Genomic DNA, 21,304 nt, shown 5'->3' on the forward strand with positions numbered 1-21,304 from the left:
GCATCAGATGGCCAGCGCCGCCGGCGTGGCCTCGCCCAATACCACCACGCGGTTGCGGCCGTCGCGCTTGGCCAGGTAGAGCGCCTGGTCGCCGCCATGCAGGAAGGCGCGCAGGTCCGCGAACGGCTGGGCGTCCCCGCCGCTGGCCGAGCTGGTGGCAACGCCGATGCTGACCGTCACCGCGCCGAGCGGGCTGGCCGCGTTCGGGATCTCGAGTGCCTGCACCGCATGGCGAATGGCCTCGGCGACCCTGGCGGCGCCGGCGGCAGGCGTGCCGGGCAACAGGATCGCGAATTCCTCGCCGCCGTAGCGGCCGGCATAGTCGCCCGGGCGGCGGATATGTCTCTGGATGCTGTCGCCGACCGCGGCCAGCGCATCATCACCGGCAAGGTGGCCATAGCGGTCGTTGAACTGCTTGAAGTGGTCGACATCGACCATCAGCAGCGACAGCGGCTGGCCCTCGCGCCGTGCCCGCCGCCATTCCTTGTCGGCGGCGTCATCCAGCGCGCGCCGGCTGCCCAGGCCTGTCAGGCCATCGGTATTCACCATCAGGCGCAGGTGCGCTTCCATGTCGAGGCGGTGGCGCCACTGGCGCGACAGCAGCACCGCCAGCGCCACGATCAGCCCATCGACCACGGCGATCAGCCCGGCGAACCACCACGCGCGCTTGTACCACGGGGCCAGCACGTCGTGGACCGAGAGCCCGACCACCACCATGAGCGGGAAGTCGGGCAGGCGCCGGTAGCTGTACAGCCGCCGCACGCCGTCGACCGCGGCGACGCCGATGAAGCTGCCTTCGGTGCCCCGCAGCAGCGGCGCGAAGGAAGGGCTGGCCGAGATATTGCGGCCCACCGACGAATCGTCGTAGGGGCGGCGCATGATGATGGTCCCGTCGGTGCGCAGCAGCGTCAGCGTACCGCCTGCGCCGAGGCTGACGCCATCGAACAGCTTGCGGAAGTAGTTCAGACGCAGGGTGCCGACGACGATGCCGCGGAAAGCGCCGTCAGGCCCTGACACCCGGCGGCTCAGGCCGATGGACTTGTTGTCCGCGGTGAGCCGTGGCTGGAACGGCTGGCTGAGGAAGGTGCCGGCGTTGGCGTTGTGCACGTGGGCCTGGAAATAGTCGCGGTCCGCAAGGTTTACGGCGCGGGGCGGCCATTTGTGCGAATCGAGCACGAGATTGCCGCTGGCATCGGTGGCCAGCAGCGAGCCCATGTCTTCGGCATTGATCGAACGGTCGAACAGCACGCGCTGCCGCAAGGCGGTCGGCAGCTGCATCACTTCCTGGTCCTGCATGGCATCGGCGACCCCGGCGATGGCGAACTGGTAGATATGCAGGTTGCGCGAGATGCTGCGCTCCAGCGTGAGCGCGAGGTTGGCCGAGGCTTCGCTGGCGCTGGCCAAGGCGTCGCTTCGCATCTGGGCCAGTGCCGCGGCGCCCAGTCCGGCAATGGCAATCGCCAGGGCGATGGTCGCCGGGACGATCATCGCGGCGGGGTTCAGGCGTACGCGCAGGCGTCGTCTTGCAAGGTCGATCATGGAGGCGGGCGCTGCCGGTGCATTTTTCGCAGCATTGTAGTGCCCGCGGGTACTTCGGCTGAGCCGTGGGAAAAAATGTCACAACTGAGTTTAACGGCCTGCAAATCACCTCGGGGAATGCCGGGCCGGATTCATGTCACCAGATCGCCACTTGCAAACGGCACCGGCTCGCACGATAGGGGCGCAGCGCCGGGCCGCCGCAGCGGACTGTCCGGCATGTTGACCAGGTAGTGCGCCTCGCGCCTGAGCTGCGCGGCAAAGCTGGCCGCGACGGGCGGCAGCGGCGAGTCGGCACGGTAGATCAGGCACACGGTATGGCTGGGCAGGACGTCCTCGATCGGCAGGACAGCCAATCCGGTCGAAGCCGAAGCCCGGGCCTGCATCAGCTGGCGCGCCACCATGCACAGGAGCTTCCGGTCCTGCAGCAGCGCCTGGATCATGCCAAAGGTATCGCAGCGCACCGCCACGCGCGGCAGCGGCAGGCTGCGCGCCCGGAACGCATCCATGATGGCCGCGCCCGGGCCGTGCATGCCGGCGGTCGTCAGGACCCATTCGGATCCCACCAGCTCGCGCAGCGACCGCGCATGGCGCAGCGGATGCTCCTGGTGCGCAACGACCACCGAGTCGTTGTTGTAGAGCGGCTCGCAGATAAAGTCGTGGTCGATGCCTGCGTCGGGAACCGGACTCACCGCCATGTCGATCAGGCCCGCGCGCAAATCCTGCAGGTGCACCGCATACCGGCCGCTGTCGATGCAGAGCTGGACTTCCGGGTGTTGCCGCCGGAAGCGGTTCAGCGCCGCGGGCACGAGCAGGTGCGCCGGTCCGCCCGTGACGCCGAGGCGGACCGTGCCGGTGCGGGCGCCCAGCATCTGCGTCATCTCCTCGGCGGCCCTGCGGGCCTCCGCCGCGATCAGGCGTGCGCGGCGCAGGAACGCCTCGCCGTAGTTCGACAGCACCACGCCGCGCGTGGTGCGCGTGAGCAGCGGCACATGCAGCTCGTGCTCCAGTTGCCGGATGCTCTTGGTGAGCGCGGGCGCCGATACGTCGCGCGTCCGGGACGCGGCACGGATGCTGCCGCCTTCCGCCACCGCGATGAAGTCCTGGATCTGGCTGAGCCGCATGGCAGGCGCTCCGGTTGGGGCGTCAGTCGAGCGTGACCCCGGTGTCGGCGGTCAGTTTCAGCACCACTGGCAGGTAGGCCGTGTAGGCGCTGGCCGCTTCGGACGGGATGTTGCCGATGGGTTCGGCGCCCATGTCTTCGACGCGTTTGGCGAAGGCCGGGCTTTTCACCAGCGCGCTGACCTCGCGGCCGAGGCGGTCGATGATGGGTTGTGGTGTCCTGGCAGGGGCCATCAACGTGATCGGCCCGGTCAGCCGGTAGGCTTCATCGGGAAAGCCGGCCTCGGCAAAGGTGGGCACGTCGGGCAGCGACCTCGCGCGGCGCGGGCCTGTCACGGCGATCGGCCGCAGCTTGCCGCCCGCGAAGTGCTGCTGCAGCGCGGTGACCGAGCCCACCGTGACGTTGACCTGGCCAGCCAGCAGGTCGGTCACCATCGGTCCCTCGCCGCGGTAGGGCACGTGCAGGATGTCGACGCCATACTTTTTGGCCATGTAGGTCTGGATGGTATGCGGCTGGGTGCCCGGTCCCCACGAACCCATGCGCAGCTTGCCGGGTTCCTTCTTCGCATAGTCGATCAGATCGGCCACGGTCCTGACCGGGACGGCGGCATTGACCGCCAGCACGGTGCGCGCGGTGGCGATATCCGAAATCGGCCGCAGGTCGGTGCGCGGATCGTAGGGCAGCTTCTTGTACAGCGCCAGGTTGGCGGTGATCGGGCCGGGAATGGTGAGCAGCAGGGTGTAGCCGTCGGGCGCTGCCTTGGCCGCCTGGTCAGTGCCGATGATGCCGCCCGCGCCGCCCTTGTTCTCGACCACGATGGTCTGGCCCAGCCGCTTGCCAAGGCCGTCCGCCAGCGCGCGCGCCAGCGTGTCGGTCAGGCCGCCTGCGGGGTATGCCACCACCAGCCGCACGGGCTTGGCCGGGTAGGCATCCTCGGCGCCTGCGCCAGACGGCAGCAGGCACAAGGCCGCGGCTGTGATCAGCACGGCACGCCGGCCGCGGACAAGGGTGCGTTGCTTCATGGTTTTGTCTCCTTTTCGAATCTGTGTCCGATGCGGAGAACCTTATGGTCGGCGCGCCGGAGGGGTCAACACGATGGCCTATATTTCCAATATGTGGAAATTGATTCCGCTTTTTGACACTGGATGACGTGCTGTCCAGACTGGGTAAAGAGGAAAACGCCATGAACCTGCCAGTCGAACAATTCATCGCCGAACGCCGCCGCGAGGACCCGTCCTTCGGCGGCCTGCTGGCCAAGGGCTTTGCCCTGCTGCGCTGCTTTATCGACGAGCCGCGCCCGCTCGGCAACGGCGAGCTGGCGCAGCGGCTGCAGCTGCCGCGCGCCACCGTCTCGCGCATCTGCCGCACGCTGTTCGAGCTGGGCTACCTCGACTGGGATCCGAAGCTCGACAAGTATTTCGTCAGCGCCCAGGTGCTGGCGCTGGGCTACCCGTACCTGACCGGGCTGCAGGTGCGCCACGTGGCTCGTCCGCTGATGCAGGCGCTGGCGGACCGCGTGGAGGGCGCTGTGTCGATGGGCGTGGCGCACCGGCTCGACGTGACCTACCTGCAGTCCTGCACCCACAACGAGGGCACCCCGGCGCGGCCGGGAACCGGCGCCGTGCGCTCGGTGCTGAGCACGGCCATGGGCCGGGCCTATCTGTGCACCTTGTCGAAGGCGCAGTTCGAAAACCTGATGGCAGCCGCCCGCGAGGAGCGGCCCGAGGAATACGCGGCGTTCTACGACACGCTGTGCCACAACGTGGCGCACTACCCCAAGCGCGGCTTCGCGCTCAACGAGGGCGATGCCGGCATCGGCGTGTACGGCGTGGGCGTCTATTCGCGCATCAAATACCTGAACCGCCCGCTGCTGTTCAACTGCGCCGTGCCCGGCTCGCAGGTGAAGCGCGGGATGATGGAAAAGAAGGTGGCGCCGCTGCTGATGGAGATGGTCCGTTCCATCGAGGCCGCCACCGGTCTGCGGCAATAGCGTCGAAAGGCGACAAGGCCAGACCGATACCAACCAGAAAACAAGACCCGGAGACTGCAACATGGTTGACCTGAATTCCCTGCTGTACCCGCGTTCGATCGCGGTGGTCGGTGCTTCCACCCAGCCGGACAAGGTGGGCGGCATGCCGATCCGGCTGCTGCGCGAACTGGGCTATGCGGGACGCGTCTATCCGGTCAACCCGTCCGCTGCCGAAGTGCAGGGCCTGCGCGCCTATGGCTCGCTGGCGGACATCGGCGAGCCCGTCGACCTGGCGATCGTGGCGGTGCCCGCCAGCGCCAGCCAGGACGTGATGGCGCAGCTGGCCGGCAACGGCACGCGCGCGGCGGTGGTCTTCACTTCCGGCTTCGCGGAAGCCGGCGAGGGCGGCGTGCGCATGCAGGACATGCTGGCCCGCAGTGCGCGCGATGCGGGCGTGACGCTGCTGGGCCCGAACTGCCTCGGCGCAATGAACCTGCGCGAGCGCATGTTCGCCACCTTCTCGCCGATCCCGCTCAGCGGCGTGCCGCCGGTCGGCGAAGTCGGGCTGGTCAGCCAGAGCGGTGCCTTCGGTGCCTATGCGTACGCGCTGGCGCGCGAGGCGGGGCTGGGCCTGAGCCACTGGGTCACCACCGGCAACGAGGCCGGGCTGCAGGTGGCCGACGTGATCGCATGGCTGGCCAATGATCCGAACACGCGCGTGATCCTCGCCTACATCGAAGGCTGCCGCGACGGCGCGCGCCTGCGCCAGGCGCTGGCCGCGGCGCGCGCGGCAGGCAAGCCGGTGGTGGTCACCAAGGTTGGTACCACCGCGGCCGGCGCGCGCTCGGCGCAGTCGCACACGGCCAGCCTGACTGGCGAGGACGCGGTCTACCAGGCGGTGTTCGACGCCTACGGCGTGCACCGGGCCCATACGCTGGAAGAGTTCTTCCGGCTCGGCTACGTGCTGTCGCGCGGCCGGCGGCCGGCGACCTCGCAGCGCGCGGCCGGTGCCGATGGCGGCGCCGCTACGCCGCTGGCGATCGTCACCGTGTCGGGCGGGGTGGGCATCATGATGGCCGACCGCGCCGAACAGCTGGGTTTGCCGCTGCCGCCGATGCCGGACGACGCGGCCGAGGCGCTGCGCACCGCGATCCCGTTCGCCAGCACCGCCAATCCCATCGACGTGACGGGGCAGGTGGTGGCGCAGCCGCGCGTGTTCATGGATGCCCTCGCGGGCGTGGCGCGCAGCGGCGCCTATGGCTGCGTGGCGGCCTTCCTGGCCGGGGGCGCCAATGCGCCGCGGCTGTGGCCGGAACTGCAGCAGACCATCGGTGCGTTGAGCGAAGACGCGAATGCCGCGCCGCTGCTGCTGGCCGGCATCGTCGACGACGACAAGCGCGCATGGCTGGAAGCGCGCGGCTGCCTGGTGTTCCGCGAACCGGGCCATGCGGTCGAAGCCGTCGCCACGCTGGCGCGGGCGGCGGCGCTGGGAGCCGGCCCGTGTACGTCGTCAGGGACCGAGCCGCGGCGCGATGGCCTCGTGCGCGAGCTGCCAGCCGAAGCCACGGCGCTGTCCGAATACGAGGCCATGCGCCTGCTCGCCGACGCCGGGGTGCCAGTGGCACCGCACGGGCTCGCGCGCGATGCGGACGAGGCGGTGCGCATCGCCGAGGGCCTTGGCTATCCCGTGGTGGTCAAGCTGTGCTCGCGCGAGATCCTGCACAAGAGCGATGTCGGCGGGGTCGCCCTCAACCTCGCCGATGCGCAGGCCGTGCGCGAAGCCTTTGCCCGCATGGCGCAAGCGATCGCCCTGGCGCGCACCGAAAGCGGCGTGCCGGTGCCGTTCGAGGGCGTTCTGGTGGCGCGCATGGTGCGCGGCTGGGGCGAGGTGATGGTCGGCGTGCGGCGCGACCCGGTGTTCGGGCTGGTGGCGCTGGCGGGCATCGGCGGCACCGCCGTCGAGATCTTCCGCCAGACCGCCTGCGGGCTGGCACCGCTGTCGCGCGCGCAGGCGCGCGCGATGCTGCGCGATAGCCGCGCCGCCGCGCTGTGCGAAGGGCATCGCGGCAACCCCGAGGTGGATCTCGATGCCGCCGCGCAGGTGCTGGCCACGGTATCGCAACTCGCCGCCGATCTGGGCGAGCGCCTGGACACGCTCGAGATCAATCCTTTCATCGTCACCGCGCAGGGGCTGGTCGCCGCCGACGCGGTGGTCACGCTTCGCGCGGATCGTTGCAGCGCTTCATAGCGACAGCGCGCAACGCGGTGGTCAAGGATGCCCGCGCAGACGGGCGCCGCCACCGCGGCAGGACGTCATACCTCAAACAAGACAGGAGACAAGCATGCAAAGGCACACGCACTTGCCGGCGCGGCGCATGGCGCTGCGCGGACTGGGCGCGCTGGCCGTGGCGCTGTGCGGGATAACATCCCCCGCGCACGCCGGCCCCTATCCCGACAAGCCGATTCGGCTGGTGGTACCGTTCCCGCCGGGCGGCGGCACCGACGTGGTCGGCCGGCTGCTCGCGGCGGGCCTGTCGAAGGAACTCGGCAAGACCGTGGTGGTGGAGAACGTGGCGGGTGCTACCGGCACCATCGGCTCGGCACAGGTCGCGCGTGCCGCGCCCGACGGCTACACGCTGGTGCTGGGCATCTCCGCCACGCATGCGATTGCGCCGGCGATCTTCCCGAAGCTGCCCTATGACCCGCTGCGCGACTTCGTGCCCGTCAGCCGCCTCTTCTACGGCGGCAATGTGCTGATCGCCGGCCCCGGCTTTTCCGGCCGCGACCTGCCCGCGCTGATCGCCGCGGCAAAGCGGCCGGGCGCCGACCTGACCTACGGCTCGTGGGGCAACGGCTCCGGCGGCCATCTCGCCGGCGAAAGCCTCAACGTGCTGGGCGGCATCCGCCTGCGCCACATCCCGTACAAGGGCGTCAGCCCGATGCTGACCGACGTGATGGGCGGCACGCTGCCCGTGGCCATGTCCGACCTTGCCGGCACGCTGCCGCTGATCCGCAGCGGCAAGGTGAGGGCGCTGGCGGTCACCGGCTCCGAGCGCTCACCCGCGCTGCCCGATGTGCCGACCTTTACCGAAGCCGGCGTGGCGTTCGGCGTGGACAGCTGGTTTGCGCTGTTCGCCCCCGCGCGCACGCCGGCCGAGATCGTCGACAAGCTCGAACGCGCCACCAACGCCGCCATGCGCGATCCCGCCATCAAGGCGCAGGCAGAAGCGCTCGGCATGCGCTACACCCCCCAGCCGCGCAGCGCCTTCGCCGCGCAGATGCGCAGCGACGTGCCCGCCTGGGCCGCGCTGGTCAAGTCGAGCGGCGCGGCCCAGGAATGAGCCGCCACGCATTTCCGCTATTTCCGCCCATTTTTCCGGAGTCCCTGCATGAACCATCCCGCGCCACAGCTCTTCTCCGCACCTGTCTACAGTTCCGGCCAGGAAGCGCTGGTCGCCGCCGCCGCCATCCCGCTGGCGATCTACGGCTATCCGCTGGTCGAAACGATCCGTACCTGCAAGGTGCAGACCGCGGTCAGCGAGGCCACCGGTTATGGCCGCGCGCCGGTCAATACGCTGTCGGCGAGCGAGCGCCAGTGGACGCATGAAGACCGCGACGTCGTCACGCCCGCCAATGACCTGCTTTACTTCTGCGGCTGGGCCAACCTGGCCGACGGGCCGGTCACGCTGCGGGTGCCGCCGCTGCCGCAACGCGACCGCTACTACGTGGTGGAGCTGCTGGATGCCTTCACCAACAACTTCGAGAACCTGGGCCCGCGCAACGTGCCCGCAGAAGGCGGCACGGTGACGCTGGTCGGCCCGGGCCAGCATGCCGAAGGCGGGCATGTGGTGGCGTGCCCAACCTCGCTGGTCTGGCTGCTGGGCCGCGTGCTGGTGGAGGGCCCCGACGACCTGGCCGCGGCCCATGCATTCGAAAGCGGCTTTGCGCTGGACGCAGCGGGCAAGACCATGCCGCACTGCGTGCGCGACTGGTGCGAGTCCGGCAACGAGGCGCTCGACTTCTTCCAGAACCTGTTCAACGCGCTGCGCGAGTATCCGCCCACCGAACGCGAGCTGGGCGCGTTCACACTGCTGCGCAAGGCCGGCCTGAAGCTGGAGGGCGAGATCGATGTCACGGCATTGCGCGCGGAAGTCCGCGCCGGCCTGGAGAACGCATATCGCCAGGCGATGCAGCTGATCGAGGCGCATACGCGCAGCCAGGGCCGCAAGAGCTGGGGCTACAGCCTGAAGCTCGGCGTCTATGGCGACGACTGGCTGCAGCGCGCCTGCACCGCGATGAAGGGCCTCGGCGCGCTGCGCGCCGACGAGGCGATTTATGCGATGGCCGATTTCGATGCCGACAGCGAGCCGCTGCATGGGGCACGGGCGTACGAACTGCGCTTCCCGCCCGGCATGCTGCCGCCCGCGCAGGCGTTCTGGTCGGTCTCGCTGTACGGCGAGGACCGCTTCTTCAGCGCCAACGAGATCGGCCGCTTCGCGGTGGGAGACCGCACGCCGGGCCTGCGCATGGAGCCCGACGGCAGCCTCATCATCCCGATCTCGCACCGGCGGCCCGAACAGGCCGACAACTGGCTGCCGGCGCCCGCGGGCCCGTTCTACCTGATCCTGCGCCTGTACCATCCCGCGCCGGCCTTTATCGCGGGCGAGTACCGCATTCCGCCGGTGCGCCGGGTTGCCTGAGGAGCGAAATTCCATGACGCCATCCACCGCCGATTCCCGCACGCTCGCCCTTGCCCGCGAGGCCGTGCTGTACACGCTGCCGCTCTATGAAATGGCGCGCATGCGCGCCGCCACCTGCCCGCGCCGCCGCCGCGAAGGCGCCTTTGCCGATGCACGCCCCGACGGCACGCTGCGCTGGGTCAACCAGTTCTTCCACACGCGCCAGCTGCTGGGCCCGCAGCACCGGCAGGTGGTCACGCCCAACAACGACACGCTCTACAGCAACGCCTGGCTGGATTTGTCACACGGACCGCTGCTGCTGGAGGTGCCGGACAGCGCCGGCCGCTACTACGTGCTCGGGCTGCTCGATTTCTATACCAACCCGTTTGCCTACATCGGCAGCCGCACCACCGGCACGCAGGCCGGGCGCTTCCTGCTGCACGGTCCCGGCTGGCAGGGCGAAGCGCCGGCTGGCGCCACCGCCATCGCCTGTCCGACCGATGCGGTGTGGCTGCTGGGCCGGCTGCTGGTGGACGGGCCCGACGACCTGCCCGCGGTGCATGCGCTGCAGGACCGCTTCCGGCTGACGCTGTCGGACGGCGGCGACCCGGTGCGCGCCTGCGACGTCGGCATGCAGCCCAACGAACACCTCGGCGCGTCGGCGCAGCAGGTGCGGCGCTACGCCGAAGTGGTGAACCGCGCGCTGCGCGAGAACCCGCCCCCGGCGGACGAGGCGGCGACCGTGCAGGCCATCGCCGCGCTCGGCCTCGGTGCCGCGTGCGAGGGCGTGCCGCTGAAGGAAACGCAGGTGGCGCTGCTGGCCGCTGCCATGGAGCAGGTGCTGGCCGAACTGGCCCGGCCGATGCCTTCGGCACTGGGTGGCGGCTGGAGCTTGCCGGTCGAGATCGGCGCGTCATTCGGCACGCGCTATGCCGAGCGCGCGCAGGTGGCTCGCAACTACATCGGTGCGCTCGGCATGGAAGAGGCCATGTACATCATCGCCGACTGCGACGCGCACGGACGCCCGCTTGACGGCAACGAGCCGCACGAGCTGGTGTTCCCCGCCGGAAAGCTGCCGCAGGTGGGCGCGTTCTGGTCGCTGACCATGTATGACAAGGGCGACTGCATGCTGGTGGAGAACCCGATCGGCCGCTATTCGCTGGGCGACCGCTCGCCGAGCCTGCGCTACGAGCCGGACGGCAGCCTGCGCCTGCACCTGGGTGCCGCGGCGCCGCGCGACGCGGCGCGCCACGGCAACTGGCTGCCGGCGCCGGCGGGGCCCTTCTACGTGGCGCTGCGGCTCTACGTGCCCGGCGAGGCGCACCTTGGCAAGACCTTCCCGTATCCGGGCATCCAGGCCATGGAGGCATGACGATGACTGCTGACAAGATATCGCGCAGGGCCCTGCTGGCACGCATGCGCGACGTGGCGCTGCTGGGCGCGGCGCCGGCGCTGGCGCCGCTGGCTGCACTGGCGCAGGCGTATCCGGCGCGCACGGTGCGCCTGCTTTCCCCGTATGGTCCCGGCGGGTCCAACGACACCTCGGCACGGCTGCTGGCCGAAGCGCTGAGCCGCAAGTATGGCCAGCAGTTCGTGGTCGAGAACAAGCCGGGCGCCGGCACCCGGGTCGCCAACGAAACGCTGGCCCGCGCCGCTCCCGATGGCTACACGCTGCTGTGGGCGGCCGCGCCGTTTGCCATCAATACGGCGGCCGGCCTGCCGCAGCAATACGACATCCACAAGGACTTCATCGCGGTGGGGCCGCGCGTGCTCGGGCCGGTGTTCCTGATCGTCAAGGCGGATTCGCCGGCGCGTTCGGTGGCGGATTTCGTGAAGCTGGCGCGGGCCAAGGCGGACGGCGTCACCTTCGCCTCGCCCGGTGCCGGGTCCGGGCCGCACCTGACCGCGGAACTGTTCGGCGCGCAGGCGAAGTTCAAGGTGCTGAACGTGCACTACCGTGGCGACGCCACTGCCTACACCGAGCTGCTGGCCGGCCGTGTCGACGCCACGCTCACCGCCATCACGACGGCGCTGCCGTTCATCAAGGCAGGGCAGCTGCGCGTGCTGGCGGTAGCCTCCGAGCAGCGCACGCCGGTCTATCCCGATGTGCCGACCTTCGTCGAGCAGGGCTATCCCGGCGTGACCGGCTACGGCTGGTTCGGCCTGATGGCGCCGGCAGGCACGCCCGCGGCGATCGTGCGCCAGCTCAACCAGGATGCCAGCGCGGTGCTGTCCGGCGCGGACGTGCGCAGCAAGCTGGCGGGGCTGGGATTGCAGCCCGAGCCGGGCGACAGTGCCGGCTTTGCGCGGTTCATCGATGCGGAAGTGCGCAAGTGGGCGGCGGTGATCAAGGCCAGCGGCGTGGTGCTGGAGTAGCGGCATGCACGCCGCACGCAGGCGTGCGTGTGGCGTGCGGGCAGGCATTCAGTGGATGCCGAAGGTGTCGTCCGCGCCGTGTTCCAGCATGTCGGCGGCGGCGCCATACAGGCTGCGCGACACATAGCTCCTGACCTGTCCGGCGCGCTGGCGCAGCCACGCGGCCTTGAGCCGGCGCGCCTCGGCCAGCGCGGGCGCATTCCCCGGGGCCAGCGCGAGCACGTCGATCACATGCAGCGCGAGCTGCGTCTCGCCGCGTTCGGCCAGCGCTTGCGCATGGCGGATCAGCGCGCCGTGGTCGGCCACCGCCGCGGCAATCTCCGCGGCGGCATCCTGCGGCGCGGCCGGGTGCAGCGTGGTCGCGTTGCGGTCCCACCAGCCGTTTTCCGAGCGGTAGATGTCGCGCGCGATATAGCTGGGATCGCCGTACGTCGGCCGCATCCACGGCTGCTCGAACAGCTCCGCAGGCGGCTTCAGCGCGGCCAGCATCTGGCGCTCGTTGCACCCGGCGTTCATCAGCCGCACCACCTCGGCGCGCAGCCAGCGCAGCGCGCGCGCGGTCTGGCCCAGCACGCGTTCGCATTCCGCCGCGCCCTGCAGCGTGGGCCCGAACTCCCGCACCACGATACGCGGCTGCAGCGCGGCCATGCGCTCCAGCGTCTCGGCCCAGCGCACGGTATCGCGCAGCGTGCGGAAGGGCGTGCCGACATTGGGAATGGAATCGATCACGGCCGGTCCGCCGCACAGCACGCGCCGCCCCGGCAGCCAGACCGCGATCGCATCGTCGGTCTCCGAGGGCGCCCACAGCAGCTCGGCGCGACGCTCGCCGTGGCCGAGCGTCAGGCCATCCGCGAAGGTCTCGGTCGGCGCGGTATGGTTGAGCTTGCCCGCCAGCGCACCGGCCGGATGGCGGAACTGGATCTCCGCCATCCGTTCCTGCATGCGGGCGGTCTCGCCATAGCGCGCCTGGCGCGCCAGCACGTTGACGTGGGCCAGCACGCGCGGCGCCGGCTCGCCGCACGCGGCGGCATGGTCGAGCCATTGCCGCACGCCGGCGTTGTAGCCCATATGGCCGTGGCTGTAGCACAGTGCCAGCACCGGCAGGCTGGTCTGCGTGCGCAACGCCTCGATCATGCCTGCGGTGACGCGGCCGCCCGGGCCGCTGTCGACCACCAGCAGTCCGCCGCCAACGTCGGCGACGAAGCTCTGTCCCTGTCCGTGCAACAGCCAGACGCCGTCGTCGACCGGTTCGACCCCGGCGCCGGTGACCAGCGCGACAGGCCTGTCCTCGAAATCCTGCATGCGTGACTCCCTGAGCAAAAGAATGGATGCGGCTGCCGCCATCGGCCGGATGCATGCGGCTTGCCCTGACGGCAATGTCGCGCAAGCGGATGGCGCATGGGATTGGGGAAACTCCCCGCAAGCCGACGCGCATCGCCCGTCGGGCCAGCGCCGGCGCGGTGCGGGAGCCGGCCACGCTGGCGCGGTGTGAACCGGTGGTTAGCAGCCGGCGTTGCGCGGCAGTTCCCGGTTGTCGCCTGGTGCGCTAAGGCGGCAGCGAAGCCCGGGATTGCCCGCGGTGCTAACCGTGGGTTTACGCCCCCGCGATCCTGGCATCTGCCGCAAAAGGCGCGGCTGCCACATGATGTCTCCGCATCAACGGAACGGGAGTGGAACGCATGGCAAGCCGGCAAGACCTGCCCCTGGCAGGCATTCGGGTAGCGGAGTTTGGGCAGTTCATCGCGGCGCCCGGCGCGGCCATGATGCTGGCCGACCTGGGCGCCGACGTGGTCAAGGTGGAAGCGCTGCGCGGCGACAGCGCGCGGCGCTTCGACGGCACCAGCCCGCAGAGCCCGATGTTCCTGGCGTACAACCGCGGCAAGCGCGGCATCGCGCTGGACCTGCGCAGCAGCGCTGGCGTGGAGGCGGCGCGGCGGCTGGCACTGTCCAGCGATGTGGTGCTGCATAACACCCGCTACGGGGTGATGGAAGCGCTGGGCCTCGACGCCGGCACGCTGCGCGCAGCGAAACCGGAACTGGTCTATGCCGCGATCAGCGGCTTCGGTACGCGCGGCCCGTCGCGCTCGCGCCCCGGGCTGGACATCGCCGCGCAGGCCGAAAGCGGCATGATGTCCGTCACCGGCGAGGCCGGCGGGCAACCGCTGAAGGCCGGCTTCGCGCTGATCGACGCGGCCACCGCGCTGGCCGCTGGCAACGCCATCCTCGCCGCGCTGTTCCGCCGCTTGCGCACCGGCATGGGCGAGACCGTCGAGACCTCGCTGCTGCGGGTCGGCATCCAGCTGCAGGCGCAGCTGTGGGCCGAGTACCAGTGTTCCGGCGCGCTGCCGGTGCGCAGCGGCAACAGCCAGCCCAAGGCCGCGCCCGCGGCCGACGTGATCGCGGTGGCGGACGGGCACGTGGTGCTGTCGGCATACCTGGACGAGCACTTCGGCCGCCTGTGCCAGGCCATCGGCCAGCCCGCGCTGGCGCATGACCCGCGCTTCGCCAGCAATGCGCTGCGCGTGCAGAACCGCCCCGCGTTGCTGGCCATTTTGCGCGAGGCGCTGCGCCACCTCAGTGGCGACGCCGCGCGAGCGTTGCTGGAGCGCCATCACGTCGTCGTCGGCGTGGTGCGCGACTACCACCAGGTCGGCGCCGCCGATGACGTGCGCGCCGGCGGCATCCTGCGCGCGGTCGGCAACGGCGAGGGCGGCCACCTGGAACTTCCTGGACTGCCGTTCACGCTGGCAAGCATGAAGACTGACGACATAGCCGTCGTGCCACGGCTCGGCCAACACACTGCCGAGGTGCTGGCCGAACTCGGCTACGACGCCGCGCAGATCAACGATCTGGTCCGCGCCGGTGCGATCGGCTGCGAACAAAAGGAGGCGGCATGAGCGCAACCCCGGCCACATCGCCGGTGCTGCTGGTGCGCCATGCCGGCTGGGCCGAGATCGTGCTGAACCGCCCGGCGCGCCGCAACGCCATCGACGCTGCGCTGGCCCGCGCGCTGGCCGATGCCGTCGACACCATCAACGCCGATGCCGAAACGCGCGCCGTGCTGCTGCGCGGCGCCGATGGCGCCTTCTGTTCGGGCCTGGACCTGAAGGCCCTGCAGGCGGAGCCCGGTGGCATGGCCGCGTTTGCGCGGATCTGGGAACGGCTACACGAGTCCCTGTTGCAAAGCCGCAAGGCCTGGATCGTCGCCCTGGAGCGCCATGCGGTCAACGGCGGCGCGGCGCTGGCGCTGGCCGGCGACCTGATGGTCTGCGGCGCCGGCGCCTTCCTGCAGATCGGCGAAATCCGCCTCGGCATGGCCGCACCGCGCAACGCGGCGTGGCTCGCGCTGCGGCATTCCGAAGCGGTGGCGGCGCGGCTGTGCCTGCTGGGCGACCGGGTGCCGGCCGCGGAGCTGTTGCGGCTTGGCATTGCCACAGAAGTCATCGACGACGCGCGAGCCGTGGACCGTGCGCGCGAACTGGCCGCGACCATTGCCGCCTTCCCCGCCGCCGGCGTCGCTGCGATCAAGGGCGGCATGCGCGCCGCCAGCACCCGCCGGCATACCCATCACTGAAGCGAGGCCCCGCATGAGCGTATCCGTTACCCCTGACAGCGAAGCGTCGCTGCTGGACTTCCGCAGCGAGGTGCGCGCGTTCGTCGCGCAGGCGCTGCCGCATGGCGTGCGCGAGAAGGTGCGCCTCGGCCTGGAGGTAAGCAAGGACGAGATGATCGACTGGCAGCGCCGGCTGGCCGAACGCGGCTGGCTCGCGCCGCACTGGCCGCGCGAGTGGGAGGGCCAGGGCTGGAGCGCCGGGCGCCGCGCCGCGTTCCAGGAGGAACTGGTGCTGGCCCACGCGCCGGAGACCGGCGGCATCTCGATCGAGATGATCGGGCCGATCCTGATCCGCTACGGCACGCCCGCGCAGCAGCAGTACTTCCTGCCGCGCATCCTCAATCTGGAGCACTGGTGGTGCCAGGGCTATTCCGAGCCCAACGCCGGCTCCGACCTGGCCTCGCTGAAGACCCGCGCGCTGCGCAAGACCCGTCCCGACGGCACCGAGGTGTACGTGGTCAACGGCAGCAAGATCTGGACGTCCTACGCGCAGTACGCCGACTGGATCTTCTGCCTGGTGCGCACCGACAGCGGAGCACGCGCGCAGCAAGGCATCAGCTTCCTGCTGGTCGACATGCGCAGCCCCGGCATCAGCGTGCGGCCGCTGGTGGGGATCCACGGCTGGCACCTGTTCAACCAGGTGTTCTTCGATGACGTCGAGGTGCCCGTGAACAACCGCGTCGGCGACGAGAACGCCGGATGGGCCATCGCCAAGTCGCTGCTGGAGCACGAGCGCCTGAACCTGGCTCGCGTGGCCGAGAACCGGCGCCGGCTGGCCAAGGTACGCGCCATCGCCGCCGAGCTGGAAGAGGGCGGGCAGCCGCTGCTGCAGCGGCCGTGGTTTGGGCGCCGGTATCGCGAACTGGAGGTGCGTCTGGAAACGCTGGCGGCAACCGTGCTGCGGTTTCGAAAGCGGGCGCGCGCCGGCGAACGGCTGGGCCCGGAGACCGGCATGCTCAAGCTGCTGGGCAGCCGGCTGATCCAGGACATCGAGAACCTGGCCGTCGATGCACTCGGCCCCCAAACGCTGGCCTACGACCGCGCCGCGCATTTCGAGCCGGCGGCGCCGCAGCCGGGGCAATCCGCCTATGCGGCAGCGGCCTCGGCCCGGCGCTTCGTCACCCGCGGCTACACCATCGCCGGCGGCTCCAGCGAGATCCAGCACGAGCTGCTGGCCAGGCAGGTGCTGGGACTCTAGTCCCCGCACGGCTGCAACAGGAACCAATTCATGAGCGACTTTCAGGACGATCAGGACGATCGCCGCATGCTGCAGGAAAGCGTGCGGCGCTATGTCGAACGCGACTACGGCTTCGCGCAGCGTGGCGCGGCGCTGGCCGGGCCGGGCGGCTTCTCGCGCAGGCACTGGCAGGCTTTTGCGGAATTCGGCTGGCTGGCGCTGGGCCTGCCGCAAGCGTGCGGCGGCCTCGGCGATGCCAGCGACCAGGCCTTGCTGGCCGAGGAGCTGGGCCGCGCGCAGCCAGCCGAACCGTGGCTGGCCAATGCCGCGCTGTGCGCGCCGCTGCTGGCCGCGTGCGGCGATCCGGCGCATGTGCCCACTGCGATGGCGATGGCGGAAGGACGCACGCTGCTGGCACTGGCCGCGTGGGAGCCGCAGGGGCGCCATGACGCCTTCGACGTTGCCACCACCGCGCGGCAGCACGACGATGCCACTGGCCGGTGGACGCTGGATGGCCGCAAGACCCTGGTCCTCGCCGGCGGCAGCGCCGACGTGCTGCTGGTGCTGGCCCGCACCAGCGGCGCGCGCCGCGATTGCGACGGCCTGACGCTGTTCGCCGTGCCGGCCGCAACGCGCGGCATCCACATCGAATCGCTGCCGACCTACGACGGCCGCCAGACCGCGAACGTGACGCTGCGCCGCGTCAGCGTGCCGGACAGTGCCCGCATCGGCGTGGTGGATGGCGCCTGGCCGCTGGTCGAAGCGGCCATCGACCATGCCACTACGATGGCCTGCGCCGAAGCGGTCGGGACCATGGACCGTGCCTTCGAACTGACGCGCGACTATGTGACGACGCGCGAGCAGTTCGGCCGCCCGCTGTCCGCCAACCAGGTGATCCGCCATCGGCTGGTGGACCTGTATGTCAGCGTCGGACAGGCGCGCGCCATCACCGAGGCCGCCGCTGCGGCCCTGCACGGCGATGTGCCCGCGCGCCGGCGCGCGGTCTCGCTCGCCAAGGCTTTCGTGTCGGTCGCGGGGCGTGCGCTTGGTGAGGACGTGGTGCAGCTGCACGGCGCGGTGGGCATGACAGACGAGATGGAGATCGGCCACTGCTACAAGCGGCTGGCCGCGCTGGCGAATCTGTTCGGCGATGCAGACTGGCATTACGAACGGCTTGCGGAGTCTGATCAGGCGGCGCAGGCGCACGCAGCCTGAGGCGCCATCCGACCTTACCCGGGGCGCCGGCGAGCGCCCGTTCACAAGAAAGCCGGCAACGCACCGGCACAGCGCGGCCAATGCGCCGCACGGAGACAGCAGCATGTTGAACCATTCCACCGGCGCCCGCCGGGCCGGCTCTGCCCTCATTGCGGCGCTGGCCCTGGCGGCCGCCCCCGGCGCGCAAGCCGAGGCCGCCTACCCCAACCGGCCGATCCGCATGGTGCTGCCCTCGGGCGCCGGCACCGTGACCGACCAGACCGCACGGCTGGTCGCCGAGTGGCAAGGTCGAACAGTTACGGATTTTCTCACCCTATCAGATTCGGATTGCGCGCATTTCATCGCCCGCAAAGCCAACGCTGACAAGGCATATCCGTAACTGTTGAGTCTTGCGCCGTGCGGCTTTGTTGCACCGCGATTTTGCGGGAACCCAAGCAAATTTTTTTCCCCGCACACCCTCTAATCTAACCCTCGTCGCGAAGATTGCAAGCCGCCCCTCAAAGACCAACGGGCAATCCTCTGCGACCGCGGCTATCGCAATATCATTGACTGTGTTTCCTGGGAGGCGTTTTGAAGAACTTCCTCTCGCAAGGTATGATGCGCGGCACTGAGGCTCAGCGGATTTTGGGATGGGAAAGCAGAGAGATTTGCACAAGAAGTGGAAGCGAGCTTGCAAACAGCTTGACGAACTGTTCGTCGCACCGGAGCACACGGTCGTGGTGCATTACTCCTGTGAAAGCTTCTACGACCGCGAGAATCCCCACTCGCCGCGTGTGACCTCCATCGCCGTTCGCAATCTGGATTCTGGACAGACGACTTCATTCTCCATCCATCTTGTGGCCGAACGAAAGGGCCTGCTAGACAGCATTGCGGACCACTATGACGCCCTCGAGTGCGAAATGCTGACGGGCTTCTTCGACAACATGCGAGCCAGGACCCATTGCAAATGGATGCACTGGAACATGCGAGACGCGAACTACGGTTTCGAGGCCCTTGAGAATCGGCATCGGGCCTTGGGCGGCCAGCCAATCACGCTTGACGAGCGCAATCGATACGACCTGTCTCGCATCTTGGTCAGCATGTTCGGGAATGCCTATATCGGACATCCTCGTCTTGAGAAGCTCATGGCGCTGAATCACATCACCACTCGCGATTTCCTTACTGGCCAGCAAGAAGCCGATGCATTCGATGGGCAGGAGTTCGTGAAGCTGCATCAATCCACGTTGCGCAAAGTTGACGTGCTGGCAAACCTCGCCGAGCGAGCTCACAACGGTTCGTTGAAGACTCATGCTACCTGGTGGCAGCGGCACGGGCGCTCAGTTTCCGCGGTGGGTGAATGGCTGAAAGAACACTGGCTTTTGAGCGGCCTAGGTGCAATCATGGGATTGGGCACCGCCATCTATAAAGCCTTGCCCTGGCTGCAGGCCCTAGCCGGTTGACACGAACTCGAACGATATTAGGAACACGGCGGATTTAAGTGCTGGTCGAGGTTCCACTTCCGAGAGTTCCAGCGCGGCATCATCGTCACATCAGCGGCTGGAGCAGCTTGCCGGTCCATTCAATGAGCTTAAAGGTAACATTTTGAGTAGCTTGTTTGAAAACGTCCTCGTTTTCGTCGAAGGATGCGGCGATGATGCTCTGTAGCCCCGACTCGCTGGCCAGCTGTTTGAGGAGCGCGTGTTGGCTATCCACGGCCATCGAATGTTGACCTGGCTCATCGAGCATAAGGACGCCAAGGTGATTGCCCTTGAACTGCATGGTTGCCGATGTCTGATGTAGCGCAAGGAGATAGCTCCAAATCAGACGGACAAAATCGCTCGCGCTGGAATCTGACTTGATATCGGTGCGTATCTCTCGGAGTTCCATCTGTGCCAGACATGGAACGAGGTTGTCGTCCGAAATTTCGATGTCCCGGATTGGCGCACTCTCGTATCCAAAGGAACCGGCGTTGGCTCGAAAATGCTTCTGGAACAGGCGAATGCGCTCGTAGTCGTCCTCGGTGTACGTTTCTTTCGGAAGCTTCTTGCGGTCGATTTGGTTGGCTAACAGGCGGTCGGATACGCCCTTCAGTTGACGCAGCGCCTCCATTGTCGTCGTTTCGGCCTCTTGCAAAGAAGTGACTTCGGACTCAATTTGCACCTGGCGACGAACAATCGCCTTGGATTCGGTGGCACCGGATGTCACGTCGTCTCGCATCGCGACAAGCACGTCGCGCTTGGCCGCCGACCTAGCTGCCAACTCAGCAACCTTGACCTCGGACTCTTGAATCGTGTCCCTCACGCCGGCAATCTGCCGAATCAACATGCGGCGTTGGCTATCCAAGTACGCGATGTTCGCGTCGAGGTCCATTTGCGGGCCGGTGACCATGCCCGCAAGCAGCGTGTCGTCTACAGGCTGACTGCAGGTCGGACAGATGCCGCTCGCCGATTGCAGGCCTTGCCTGGCACCAAGCTCGCGCAGTTTTCGCGCCGCTTTGTTCTTGTCGAAGTCTTCATTGGCTTCTGCCAATAGTTCCTCGAAATCACGCAACGACAGACGTCGTTCACTGGTCGCCGACAGAGCACGCTCGTACAGCATCGTCAAGTGCTGCAACTCTTCCTTGGCTGCGGCGATTTTCTCAATCGCCTCAGTCCCTGAGACTTTGCTGAACTTGTCCGCCTGTGTCTCTAGCGAGCGGTACTCGCTGCGCAATTGAGCTACATAGTCAGCGACCGGCAGAGTCGAGTCACCGGAAAGCTTCTGAAGAGTGAAAACGCTTTCGTCGAACTCCGCTGTCGGGGCGCCAGGAAGCGCTTTCAACTCCAAGCCTAATGGGGCCAATGTGCTGCGAAGCTGCGACGCCAGGCGACGCCAATCGGCGTCAATCTCAAGTGAGTCAATGTTTAACCGGTTTCGCGCAGCATTTGTCTCGAATACGCCCAAGCCGAGCAGGAATTCCACCACCCTCGTTCGAACATCCCTGATGCCGTAGAAGGGAACGTTCGCAATGTAGTCCGTCCATCCGCGCTTCTGTTCGACGGCTAACGCAGCGAAAATGGTCTGCAGATAGAGAGGCGCTTCACCGCCGTTCGTTGTGGGAACGAGGGGCAGCTCAAGGCCAAGAAACTGTGCCAAGAATCTGTGGAATCCCTCCTCACGCTTTGCCCCGCCAGCGTCGTGTAGGTAGGTCGGCTTGCCGTCACCGAAGGCGTTGCGGCTGTTGCCAAGGCGGGTCCCTTCGAACACCTCAATCAGCTTGGCGTCGCGTTGGGAGTCGCGGATTGCGCGTCGCAGGGTAACTACACGCCCTTGGGAGTTCTCCAACGCGAGTAGCGTCTCCGAAGAAATCACCTCCAGGTGCCTATCTTGGTATTCGAATCGCTCCTTCACCGCGTATGGCAGCACCTTTTCGTTCCTGCCGCCGACGAGCTCCTCCATGCCCATGGCATAAAGAATACTGTTGAATAGCGTGCTCTTACCGCTCGAATTCTTGGCTCTAATGACGGTTAGATTCGGTGAAAAAGTATGCGAGAAGCCAAACTCACCTTCAACCGTTGTAGCCCTAACAGGCTGCTGAAGTACTAGCCGCGCAAAAAGCGAAGCTTGCCTCTACAAGGCTGAAGGGCTCGCTATTTTT

The 21,304-nt window shown here is 68.2% G+C and carries 16 protein-coding genes and 1 pseudogene; 12 read left to right on the plus strand and 5 right to left on the minus strand.

All coding sequences use genetic code 11. The features are described from left to right. Nucleotides 1–3 precede the first annotated feature (3 nt). The 3 genes from J8I34_RS19375 to J8I34_RS19385 form a co-directional block, all read right to left on the minus strand. Nucleotides 4–1,539 (minus strand): sensor domain-containing diguanylate cyclase, encoded by a 1,536-nt coding sequence (locus J8I34_RS19375; RefSeq protein ID WP_209806737.1) that lies wholly within the window; start codon nucleotides 1,537–1,539, stop codon nucleotides 4–6. A 131-nt stretch (nucleotides 1,540–1,670) separates the two neighbouring features. Then, nucleotides 1,671–2,660 (minus strand): LysR family transcriptional regulator, encoded by a 990-nt coding sequence (locus tag J8I34_RS19380; RefSeq protein WP_209775704.1) that lies wholly within the window; start codon nucleotides 2,658–2,660, stop codon nucleotides 1,671–1,673. Between the two features lie 22 nt (nucleotides 2,661–2,682). Continuing rightward, nucleotides 2,683–3,681, minus strand: coding sequence for a Bug family tripartite tricarboxylate transporter substrate binding protein (locus J8I34_RS19385; protein ID WP_029044988.1), 999 nt, complete (start codon nucleotides 3,679–3,681; stop codon nucleotides 2,683–2,685). A 161-nt stretch (nucleotides 3,682–3,842) separates the two neighbouring features. On the opposite strand from J8I34_RS19385, the gene J8I34_RS19390 reads away from it, so the two are divergent. The 6 genes from J8I34_RS19390 to J8I34_RS19415 all read left to right on the plus strand — a co-directional run bounded on the left by J8I34_RS19390 (nucleotide 3,843) and on the right by J8I34_RS19415 (nucleotide 11,683). Further along, the gene (locus J8I34_RS19390) at nucleotides 3,843–4,649 is read left to right on the plus strand and encodes an IclR family transcriptional regulator (RefSeq protein WP_029044989.1); all 807 of its coding nucleotides are present in this window, start codon (nucleotides 3,843–3,845) and stop codon (nucleotides 4,647–4,649) included. A gap of 61 nt (nucleotides 4,650–4,710) precedes the next feature. Continuing rightward, a complete protein-coding gene (locus tag J8I34_RS19395) occupies nucleotides 4,711–6,876 on the plus strand; it encodes an acetate--CoA ligase family protein (RefSeq protein ID WP_209775705.1) in 2,166 nt (721 codons plus the stop codon). A 94-nt stretch (nucleotides 6,877–6,970) separates the two neighbouring features. Further along, nucleotides 6,971–7,969 (plus strand): Bug family tripartite tricarboxylate transporter substrate binding protein, encoded by a 999-nt coding sequence (locus J8I34_RS19400; RefSeq protein ID WP_209775706.1) that lies wholly within the window; start codon nucleotides 6,971–6,973, stop codon nucleotides 7,967–7,969. 48 nt (nucleotides 7,970–8,017) lie between these two features. Beyond that, nucleotides 8,018–9,328, plus strand: a complete 1,311-nt coding sequence (locus J8I34_RS19405) for a DUF1254 domain-containing protein (protein WP_209775707.1) — start codon at nucleotides 8,018–8,020, stop codon at nucleotides 9,326–9,328. A 13-nt stretch (nucleotides 9,329–9,341) separates the two neighbouring features. Further along, nucleotides 9,342–10,679, plus strand: a complete 1,338-nt coding sequence (locus J8I34_RS19410) for a DUF1254 domain-containing protein (RefSeq protein ID WP_209775708.1) — start codon at nucleotides 9,342–9,344, stop codon at nucleotides 10,677–10,679. A 2-nt stretch (nucleotides 10,680–10,681) separates the two neighbouring features. Further along, nucleotides 10,682–11,683, plus strand: a complete 1,002-nt coding sequence (locus J8I34_RS19415; RefSeq protein ID WP_209775709.1) for a tripartite tricarboxylate transporter substrate binding protein — start codon at nucleotides 10,682–10,684, stop codon at nucleotides 11,681–11,683. Between the two features lie 48 nt (nucleotides 11,684–11,731). On the opposite strand, the gene J8I34_RS19420 is transcribed toward J8I34_RS19415, so the two are convergent. Further along, on the minus strand, nucleotides 11,732–12,985 hold the full coding sequence (locus J8I34_RS19420; RefSeq protein ID WP_209775710.1) for an alkyl sulfatase dimerization domain-containing protein: 1,254 nt from the start codon (nucleotides 12,983–12,985) through the stop codon (nucleotides 11,732–11,734). Nucleotides 12,986–13,362: 377 nt separating this feature from the next. On the opposite strand from J8I34_RS19420, the gene J8I34_RS19425 reads away from it, so the two are divergent. The 6 genes and pseudogenes from J8I34_RS19425 (at nucleotide 13,363) to J8I34_RS19450 (ending at nucleotide 19,127) form a co-directional block, all read left to right on the plus strand. Continuing rightward, complete coding sequence (locus J8I34_RS19425; protein WP_209775711.1) at nucleotides 13,363–14,580, plus strand: CaiB/BaiF CoA transferase family protein; 1,218 nt, start codon at nucleotides 13,363–13,365, stop codon at nucleotides 14,578–14,580. Then, complete coding sequence (locus J8I34_RS19430; protein ID WP_209806738.1) at nucleotides 14,577–15,257, plus strand: enoyl-CoA hydratase/isomerase family protein; 681 nt, start codon at nucleotides 14,577–14,579, stop codon at nucleotides 15,255–15,257. The genes J8I34_RS19425 and J8I34_RS19430 overlap by 4 nt, the downstream gene beginning before the upstream one ends. A gap of 13 nt (nucleotides 15,258–15,270) precedes the next feature. Then, the gene (locus tag J8I34_RS19435; RefSeq protein WP_209806739.1) at nucleotides 15,271–16,494 is read left to right on the plus strand and encodes an acyl-CoA dehydrogenase family protein; all 1,224 of its coding nucleotides are present in this window, start codon (nucleotides 15,271–15,273) and stop codon (nucleotides 16,492–16,494) included. Nucleotides 16,495–16,524: 30 nt separating this feature from the next. Then, nucleotides 16,525–17,688: an acyl-CoA dehydrogenase family protein gene (locus tag J8I34_RS19440; RefSeq protein WP_245176014.1), complete on the plus strand. Its 1,164-nt coding sequence runs from the start codon at nucleotides 16,525–16,527 to the stop codon at nucleotides 17,686–17,688. A gap of 103 nt (nucleotides 17,689–17,791) precedes the next feature. Continuing rightward, nucleotides 17,792–17,968 (plus strand): annotated as a pseudogene (locus tag J8I34_RS19445) (tripartite tricarboxylate transporter substrate binding protein); the annotation flags it as partial. A gap of 367 nt (nucleotides 17,969–18,335) precedes the next feature. Then, nucleotides 18,336–19,127, plus strand: coding sequence for a hypothetical protein (locus tag J8I34_RS19450; RefSeq protein ID WP_245176015.1), 792 nt, complete (start codon nucleotides 18,336–18,338; stop codon nucleotides 19,125–19,127). An 85-nt stretch (nucleotides 19,128–19,212) separates the two neighbouring features. Here J8I34_RS19450 and J8I34_RS19455 read toward each other — a convergent pair whose 3' ends face one another. Then, a complete protein-coding gene (locus J8I34_RS19455) occupies nucleotides 19,213–21,105 on the minus strand; it encodes a hypothetical protein (RefSeq protein ID WP_209806741.1) in 1,893 nt (630 codons plus the stop codon). Between the last annotated feature and the right edge of the window lie 199 nt (nucleotides 21,106–21,304).

The organism is Cupriavidus phytohabitans (assembly GCF_017815025.1).
Classification (GTDB): domain Bacteria; phylum Pseudomonadota; class Gammaproteobacteria; order Burkholderiales; family Burkholderiaceae; genus Cupriavidus.

Coding starts and splice junctions, on each gene's coding strand:
- J8I34_RS19375 (WP_209806737.1), bottom strand. CDS start 1,539: ATGATCGACCTTGCAAGACGACGCCTGCGCGTACGCCTGAACCCCGCC.
- J8I34_RS19395 (WP_209775705.1), top strand. CDS start 4,711: ATGGTTGACCTGAATTCCCTGCTGTACCCGCGTTCGATCGCGGTGGTC.
- J8I34_RS19410 (WP_209775708.1), top strand. CDS start 9,342: ATGACGCCATCCACCGCCGATTCCCGCACGCTCGCCCTTGCCCGCGAG.
- J8I34_RS19380 (WP_209775704.1), bottom strand. CDS start 2,660: ATGCGGCTCAGCCAGATCCAGGACTTCATCGCGGTGGCGGAAGGCGGC.
- J8I34_RS19390 (WP_029044989.1), top strand. CDS start 3,843: ATGAACCTGCCAGTCGAACAATTCATCGCCGAACGCCGCCGCGAGGAC.
- J8I34_RS19425 (WP_209775711.1), top strand. CDS start 13,363: ATGGCAAGCCGGCAAGACCTGCCCCTGGCAGGCATTCGGGTAGCGGAG.
- J8I34_RS19430 (WP_209806738.1), top strand. CDS start 14,577: ATGAGCGCAACCCCGGCCACATCGCCGGTGCTGCTGGTGCGCCATGCC.
- J8I34_RS19435 (WP_209806739.1), top strand. CDS start 15,271: ATGAGCGTATCCGTTACCCCTGACAGCGAAGCGTCGCTGCTGGACTTC.
- J8I34_RS19455 (WP_209806741.1), bottom strand. CDS start 21,105: ATGGAGGAGCTCGTCGGCGGCAGGAACGAAAAGGTGCTGCCATACGCG.
- J8I34_RS19405 (WP_209775707.1), top strand. CDS start 8,018: ATGAACCATCCCGCGCCACAGCTCTTCTCCGCACCTGTCTACAGTTCC.
- J8I34_RS19420 (WP_209775710.1), bottom strand. CDS start 12,985: ATGCAGGATTTCGAGGACAGGCCTGTCGCGCTGGTCACCGGCGCCGGG.
- J8I34_RS19400 (WP_209775706.1), top strand. CDS start 6,971: ATGCAAAGGCACACGCACTTGCCGGCGCGGCGCATGGCGCTGCGCGGA.
- J8I34_RS19385 (WP_029044988.1), bottom strand. CDS start 3,681: ATGAAGCAACGCACCCTTGTCCGCGGCCGGCGTGCCGTGCTGATCACA.
- J8I34_RS19415 (WP_209775709.1), top strand. CDS start 10,682: ATGACTGCTGACAAGATATCGCGCAGGGCCCTGCTGGCACGCATGCGC.
- J8I34_RS19440 (WP_245176014.1), top strand. CDS start 16,525: ATGAGCGACTTTCAGGACGATCAGGACGATCGCCGCATGCTGCAGGAA.